This window comes from Faecalibacterium sp. Marseille-Q0746, assembly GCF_017377595.1.
In the GTDB taxonomy this organism is placed as follows: domain Bacteria; phylum Bacillota; class Clostridia; order Oscillospirales; family Ruminococcaceae; genus Faecalibacterium; species Faecalibacterium duncaniae.
This window is the reverse complement of sequence record NZ_JAFREI010000039.1, coordinates 1-7,276: the sequence shown is the minus strand read 5'-3', so window position 1 is coordinate 7,276 and position 7,276 is coordinate 1. Positions and strand designations below refer to the sequence as shown.

7 protein-coding genes and 2 pseudogenes are annotated in these 7,276 nt (G+C 48.6%); 7 read left to right on the top strand and 2 right to left on the bottom strand.

Annotation, left to right across the window (positions count from 1 at the left end):
• Positions 1 to 14: 14 nt before the first annotated feature.
• Positions 15 to 128: pseudogene (locus tag J3351_RS13800) on the top strand (helix-turn-helix domain-containing protein); the annotation flags it as partial.
• 719 nt (positions 129 to 847) lie between these two features.
• On the opposite strand, the gene J3351_RS13795 reads toward J3351_RS13800, so the two are convergent.
• Entirely contained in the window at positions 848 to 1,912 is a 1,065-nt protein-coding gene (locus J3351_RS13795; RefSeq protein WP_242699434.1) for a M28 family metallopeptidase, read from the bottom strand.
• Between the two features lie 4 nt (positions 1,913 to 1,916).
• Positions 1,917 to 2,741, bottom strand: a complete 825-nt coding sequence (locus J3351_RS13790) for a helix-turn-helix domain-containing protein (protein WP_055161995.1) — start codon at positions 2,739 to 2,741, stop codon at positions 1,917 to 1,919.
• Between the two features lie 338 nt (positions 2,742 to 3,079).
• Here J3351_RS13790 and J3351_RS13785 point away from each other — a divergent pair, with 338 nt between their 5' ends.
• The 6 genes and pseudogenes from J3351_RS13785 to J3351_RS14220 all read left to right on the top strand — a co-directional run.
• Complete coding sequence (locus tag J3351_RS13785) at positions 3,080 to 3,493, top strand: cysteine-rich VLP domain-containing protein (protein ID WP_008373577.1); 414 nt, start codon at positions 3,080 to 3,082, stop codon at positions 3,491 to 3,493.
• Between the two features lie 111 nt (positions 3,494 to 3,604).
• On the top strand, positions 3,605 to 4,000 hold the full coding sequence (locus J3351_RS13780) for a replication initiator protein A (protein WP_055161992.1): 396 nt from the start codon (positions 3,605 to 3,607) through the stop codon (positions 3,998 to 4,000).
• A 183-nt stretch (positions 4,001 to 4,183) separates the two neighbouring features.
• Positions 4,184 to 5,128: a MobV family relaxase gene (gene mobV / locus J3351_RS13775; RefSeq protein ID WP_055214388.1), complete on the top strand. Its 945-nt coding sequence runs from the start codon at positions 4,184 to 4,186 to the stop codon at positions 5,126 to 5,128.
• A 72-nt stretch (positions 5,129 to 5,200) separates the two neighbouring features.
• Positions 5,201 to 5,395 (top strand): hypothetical protein, encoded by a 195-nt coding sequence (locus J3351_RS13770; protein ID WP_055214386.1) that lies wholly within the window; start codon positions 5,201 to 5,203, stop codon positions 5,393 to 5,395.
• Positions 5,396 to 5,540: 145 nt separating this feature from the next.
• Positions 5,541 to 7,118 (top strand): recombinase family protein, encoded by a 1,578-nt coding sequence (locus J3351_RS13765; RefSeq protein WP_195481592.1) that lies wholly within the window; start codon positions 5,541 to 5,543, stop codon positions 7,116 to 7,118.
• Between the two features lie 25 nt (positions 7,119 to 7,143).
• A pseudogene (locus J3351_RS14220) lies at positions 7,144 to 7,276 on the top strand (XRE family transcriptional regulator); the annotation flags it as partial.

The following is a 7,276-nucleotide window of genomic DNA, read 5'->3' as shown; positions in this document are numbered from 1 at the left end:
AGGAGGTGAAGGAGGTGGAATTCCATGAAAAGCTTCAGGAATTAAGAAAGAGCCGAGGTTTGACACAAGAAGAACTAGCCGAGGCATTATTTGTTTCAAGAACTGCAATTTCAAAATGGGAATCCGGGGGTTCACTTAGATAAAGATACCACACCATTCCCACGCTGACTTTTGCTCAACCGATACAGCCGGAGGGCTGGATAACAAGAAAAGGCGGTATGCGCCCCGTGGAGGGGTAGCGTACCGCCTTTTCTTGTGGGGGTTTCCAAAGGGGGCAACGCCCCCATTTGGCACACAACTTTGCGAAGCAAAGTGTAGTGTGTTATACGCTCTGTCGGCGTTGCCGTGAAAATGCCGTTGCCGCCGGGGAGGGCAAGGGCATTTGAAGCGGCAGGAAAACAGGGCTGTGCTTGTGTGGCGTGGAGCCACAAGCGCAGGTCTGTTTTCATCAGCAGACAGGGCGTATATGAAAGCCCCCGTCCCTCGTCCTACGCTCCGACTAGTGGACAAAATGTCCCGAAGTTGTGGCCACACTCCCGGAAAATCAGCAAGACAACGGGCAACCGTCAAGGCTGAAATGAACGGATTTACACCCGGCCTTGACCGCCACCCGCCGTCCCGCTGAATGGGTGGACAAGGCGGCCAATCCCGCAAAGTGCTTGGCCGCTCTCTTTCTGATTTTGGAGCGTTTTTCTCTAAAAATTGAAATGGGCGGGAAGCCATTTTAGGGCTTTCCCGCCTTGATTGCCTATCAGCAAAGACAGACGGGACTGTCAACGGCGGTGCATGAAATGCGCCGTTCATCTTGACCGTTGACTGGCTCGGATGTCTTTGCTATCCATTTGTGTTATTGCTCCCAGTTGTTTTCTTGAAGTAAAGAATATAATAATATTGAATAGCTGCTGAGTGTATTTTGGACACGTCCGCTATATTCATTTTCAATAAAATCCAAATCATCCATATCTGTATGCATTATCAATCCATTCTTTTCTGTTTCGACAGGAGAACCATTTTCCCAGTTGTTTGCTTCAAAATATATGTACGGAATTCCTATGTCATTAAACGGTGCGTGGTCGCTTCTTTTTTGACCTGTAGGATAGGGATAATCGTTATTTCCGTCTGGTGGTAATTGTATGTTCAAGCCAATTTCCTTAACAATTTCGTAGGCTTTAAATACTGCTTCGGTATTATCAACAGTGCCGTTATCATTCACCTTACCGCCATACAAATAAAGGTAATCCCCAGCGAGGACAGTATCAATGTTTATCATCAATATAATATTTTCTCTTTCCTTTTCGGAAAGTGATTCAACGTATGCCCTTGAGCCATACATTCCCGGTTCTTCTGAACCGAAAAATACATATTGAATAGTATAGTATGTTGGAGTGTTGACCATTCGCAGGGCATTTTCCAAAGCAACAGATACGCCGGAGCCATTGTCATCTACACCATGTGTTCCAGCACTATCATAATGTGCGCCAACAATAATCGTTTTTTCGCTTTCTCCTTTTTTGGTTATCAAAATATTTTGACTTGAATTACTTTTTTCACCTCCATCGAATACATTTTGTATGGCTTCATCCATCATAGGCGTGGAATCATCTATTTCAAAAGACTCTATAGCTATGTCGCTTTCCGCATATCCACCATTTAAGAGGACGGACAAAATAAATACAGCCATTTCCGTTTCTTTTTCAGTGCCAGCAACGCGCCCCGGATAGTTTGATTGAATATGTTTTAAAAAATTATATGCGGGTATTCCATAATCATTTTGTTCGGGGGTTATCGAAATTTCTTGGGAAAGTGTTAGGTCTTTGGCTTCTTCAATCAGCTCTGTTTTTTTACTACCACACCCATATAAACCCGTACATAAAAAAGCACATACTAAAAAGCATGAAAGTATCTTTTTCATAAAATCAATCTCCTTTTTTCTCATCACTATCTTTTAACATTTGCGTCATCATTTTCTTCGCCAGCTGCTGGAACAGGTCGGCAGTTTCTTCGTCCATCGGCGCAAGCTGTCCGATCTGTCCGGTTATCATTGCTGTTACATCGTCAATGGAAAGCGGGTTTTGCTTCTGCTCCGACAGTGCGTCCCGCATGGCTTGGAACATAGCGGCGGTCACAGCTTCCCCCGGCTGTTCTCCGTTATCAATGTCTTTCTTAATATCCCGCAGGATAGCAAGGAACACATTTTTGATTTTCTCAATCTCTGCTTCATGTTCCCCCATCTTCTGGGCGTTCAAAAATTGTAAATCCTGCTTTGCTTCCGCCCGGTGTTCCGGGTGTTCTTTCATCAAGTCGGACAGGGAAGCCGTTGCCATCTCGATAAGCTGGTTACGTGCCATTATCCCCTTTGCCGCCGTGTCCTGAAAATAAATCCGTATCAAATCTATCAGCTTGGGAAAATTCCTGTGTTCCAGTAAGCGATTGAGTATTTGCACATCAACAGCACCCGTCACAAGCCCCCTCACGGCTCCCTCTGACAAACCTAATTCAGAAATATCGTAACTTTTACGGACGCTCACGGTGGACAAGCCCAGTATATAGTCTGTCGATACCTTAAATTCCTTTGCCACTCCTATGAGAATATCACTGCTGACCGTTCTCGTCTCGCCGCTGACAATGCGGCTCAACTGGGAAGCGGAAACGCCTATCTTCTCTGCAAGTTCCTTTTGTGTGATATGGTTCCCGTTGCATAAATCGGAAATCCGCTGTCCGGGTGTTCCGGGTAAAGCCATAGATACGCACCTCCTCCACACACTTCCATTATACAGAATGATTGCAAAAATGCAATTTCCAAAGTGTAAACTTCATCAAAATGCAATTCTCGCAAAATTCCGGGGATTGCATTTTTTTCGTGTAGACTTAGGGTAGTTCATCGATGGACAGCACCTTGGAAACAGAATGACCGTCCGAAAAGGGATACCCCGGCTGGGGAAGCACCGCAAGGAGCCGGACTTCGGGACAAAATGTCCCGAAGTTGCGGGGAGCGTGCCAACGCCGGAATACGCCGCAGGAATGGGGCAGGAAACCTTTTCGGGGAGAACGGCAACGGAAAGCAAAATGGAGGGAACGCATGAGAGATAACCCCTATAAAGACTTGCCGCCGCTGGAACGCAGGCCGGACGGTTCCCTTTACCGCATGACACCGGCGCAGAGGAAACAGGCGGCCAGCCTGATACGCCGGGAGTGCTGTTGCTGTGAGGACGGCAACTGCATTGCCCTTGACGATGGGGACACCTGCACCTGCCCGCAGACGGTTTCTTTCTCGGTCTGCTGTAAGTGGTTCCGCTGGGCGGTTTTGCCGCTGGACGGAACGCTGGAAGCGGAGATTTTCCGGGATAAGGACTTGAAACGCTGTGCGGTCTGCGGCGGCGTGTTCGTCCCCAAATCCAACCGGGCAAAATACTGCCCCGGCTGTGCCGCCAGAGTTCACAGGCGGCAGAAAACAGAAAGTGAACGGAAAAGGAGGTCTGCTGTGGACAGTTAGGAGCGAAAAAAGCCTTGATTTATCAGGTTTTGCGAGCCCCAAACCGGGGCGGGTGGTATAAAGTATCGCCCACCCCGGAAAACGGGCTTCTAACCGTCCACAAAACGCACTATGACAAATACCATCTATATCCATCAGCCAGAAAAGGCGTTCAGCTTCACCCGGCTCCCGAATTTTCTCTTTGAAACCCCCACATTCAAGCCCCTGTCCAACGAGGCAAAGGTTCTGTACGCCTTTATCCTACGCCGGACGGAGTTGTCCCGTAAGAACGGCTGGGCGGACGAGTACGGGCGCATTTACCTGTACTATCCAATCTGCGAGGTAGTCGCCCTGCTCCACTGTGGGCGGCAAAAGGCGGTGAACACCCTGCGAGAACTGCAATATGCCGGATTGGTGGAGATCCAGAAGCAGGGCTGTGGAAAACCCAACCGCATCTACCCAAAATCCTTTGAAGCGGTTCCAAACACCGACTTCAAGAAATCCCGTTCTGGTACGCCGGAGGACTGAAAACCGCACTTGACAAGTACGAAAATCAACCCTCTTGGAGTACGGAAACCGGACGGTATATAGAAATACAAAGATAAAAAGATTGATTTATATTCTATCCATTCCAATCCTATCCGAGCTAATTCCTGTGAGATTTTCCCTGTGGAAAACCCCGGATAGGAAAGGGATGGGGAAAGGAGCAGAATGGCACAACACGCAATTTTGCGGTTTGAGAAGCACAAGGGCAACCCGGCAAGGCCGCTGGAAGCCCATCACGAAAGACAGAAAGAACAATACGCCAGCAACCCCGACATTGACACAAGCCGGAGTAAATACAACTTCCATATCGTCAAGCCGGAGGGACGCTATTACCACTTCATTCAGAGCCGGATTGAGCAGGCTGGATGCCGGACGAGGAAAGACAGCACACGGTTTGTCGATACGCTGATAACCGCCAGCCCGGAGTTTTTCAAAGGGAAATCCCCAAAGGAGATACAGGCGTTCTTCCAAAGGGCGGCGGATTTTCTCATTGGCCGGGTAGGACAGGAAAATATCGTGTCGGCGGTGGTACACATGGACGAGAAAACGCCTCACCTGCATTTGACCTTTGTTCCGCTGACAAAGGACAACCGCCTGTGTGCAAAGGAGATTATCGGCAACCGGGCAAACCTGACGAAGTGGCAGGACGATTTTCACGCCTATATGGTGGAGAAATATCCCGACTTGGAGCGTGGGGAGAGTGCCAGCAAGACAGGCCGGAAGCATATCCCCACCCGGCTTTTCAAACAGGCGGTTTCCCTCTCCAAACAGGCTAGAGCCATTGAAGCCGCCCTTGACGGCATTAACCCATTGAACGCCGGAAAGAAAAAAGAGGAAGCCCTCTCCATGCTGAAAAAGTGGTTCCCGCAGATGGAGAACTTCTCCGGGCAGTTGAAAAAGTACAAGGTCACAATCAATGACCTGTTGGCGGAAAATGAAAAGCTGGAAGCAAGGGCAAAGGCCAGTGAAAAAGACAAGATGAAAGATACGATAGAACGGGCAAAGCTGAAAAGCGAACTGGACAATTTACAGCGGCTGGTTGACCGTATCCCGCCGGATATACTGGCGGAACTGAAACGGCAGCAGCGGCACACGGTAAAGGAAAGGTGATAGATATAAGCAGAAATTTTCGCCGCCCCTGTGCGGCATTGTACCTTGAAAACTGAATATGGAGGACACTGGATGGCAAAAAGCGAAAGCGATATTTTTACACCCCGGACAGGGCAGGTCATACAAGCAGAGAACGGCACGCAGTATTTTGTATGTGGGAACAACCGTATAAAAATCTCCGAACACTTCGCCACAGGCGGGAAGCCCCTCGGTGATCTGATTGTAGATGTGGTGCGGCATACCGCAGAAAAAGCCGCTTCAACCTGATAGCCCATCATTGATAACGCGCCCACGCTTATGATATAATTGCCATAGAGCAAAAGTATTGTAAGCGTGGGTTGTTTCTTTAGAAGGAGGATTTTTAACGGTGAAACAACCTTACAATACTACGATTTACAACACGGCGCTTTATATGAGATTGAGCCGGGACGATGAAAACTATGGTGACAGCGTAAGCATTGAAACACAGCGGACAATCCTGCAACAGTACGCAAAGGAACAGGGGCTTCATGTAGTCGGTGAATATGTGGACGATGGCTGGTCGGGGACGAACTTTGAACGCCCGGATTTTCAGCGCATGATGGACGATATGGAAGCCGGAAAAGTAAACTGCATTGTCACGAAAGACCTTTCCCGTTTCGGGCGGGAACATGTGATGATGGACTACTATCTGGAATTTCTCTTTCCGGAAAAACGGGTGCGCTACATCGCCGTTGCGGAGAATGAGGACACAGAGAAAGGGCTTTCTGATTTTGTCCCGTTCAAAAACCTGTTCAATGAATGGTTTGCGAAAGATACGAGCCGCAAGGTAAAGGCCGCTTTCAAAGCGAAGTTTGCCACAGGACAGCGTATCGGTGCCTATGCTCCCATCGGGTACAGGAAACACCCGGAAATCAAAAACAAGCTGATAATCGACGAGGAAACCCGCTGGATAGTGGAGAAGATTTTTGACCTTGCCATTCATGGCAGAGGGGCAGCCAGTATCACAAGCATACTGATTGCGGAAAAGGTTCCCACGCCGGGATTTATCAACTTTCAGCGTGACGGGACTTTCGCAAACATCTATGCGGGTGCGCCGGAGGAAAAAAGCTACGCATGGACGATAGCGCAGGTCAAGAGCATTATGAAAGATGAAACCTATATCGGCCATACCATCCACTACCGGGAAACAAACATTTCCTTTAAGAACAAGCGGAGGATACGCAAGCCCCAAAGTGAATGGGTGCGGGTGGAGAACACGCAGGAGCCGATTATCAGCGAACAGGTTTTCCGGCAGGTACAGGAGCAGATAGCAAACCGCCGCAGAAAATGCAAGGACGGTACAACACAGATTTTTTCCGGATTGGTAAAATGTGCGGATTGCGGCTGGTCGCTGTCCTATGGGGAGAACAGGCAGAACAGCAAGCCTTACGGCCATTATCATTGTAGCAAGTACGGACAGGGCACACGCCAATGCTCCATGCACTATATCCGCTATGATGTGCTTTACGCCTATGTCCTTTCCCGTCTGCAATACTGGTCGGGGCTGGTACAGCATGATGAAGAACGGCTCTTGAAGCGGCTGTTAAACGCCAATGACAAGGGACAGGTCGCCGCAAGAAAGAAGCAAGCTGCAGAGTTGAACAAAGCGGAGAAGCGGAAAGCCGAAGTCGATACCCTGTTTGCCCGGATGTATGAGGACTGGGCGGCGGGGCGTATCACGGAATACAACTTCTCTATGCTGTCCGGGAAGTACCAAAGCGAACAGGCTGAACTGGACGAAAAGATTGAGCGGCTTCAATCCGCTATCGCCACTGAAAGCCAGAACGCCGCAGACGCAGAAAAATGGATTGCCTTGATGAAAGAGTGCGTCAATCCAACAGAACTGACCGCCGAACTTTTGAATACGCTGATTGAAAAAATCGTTGTCCATGAAGCGGTCAAAGGTGAGGATGGAAGCCGGGAACAGGAGGTAGAAATCTTCTACCGCTTTATCGGCAAAATTGATTGAATGATACCAATATCTTTAACTATGTGATACCGGAAGAGGATATCCGAGCATAGATTCATTAAAGGAAATATCCAGATATTTCTCTGTGTCCATTGATGAGCTGTTATCCGGAGATCAGTTGGTTTTGATTGCTGAAAAAGAAAACAAGTCAAATCTCA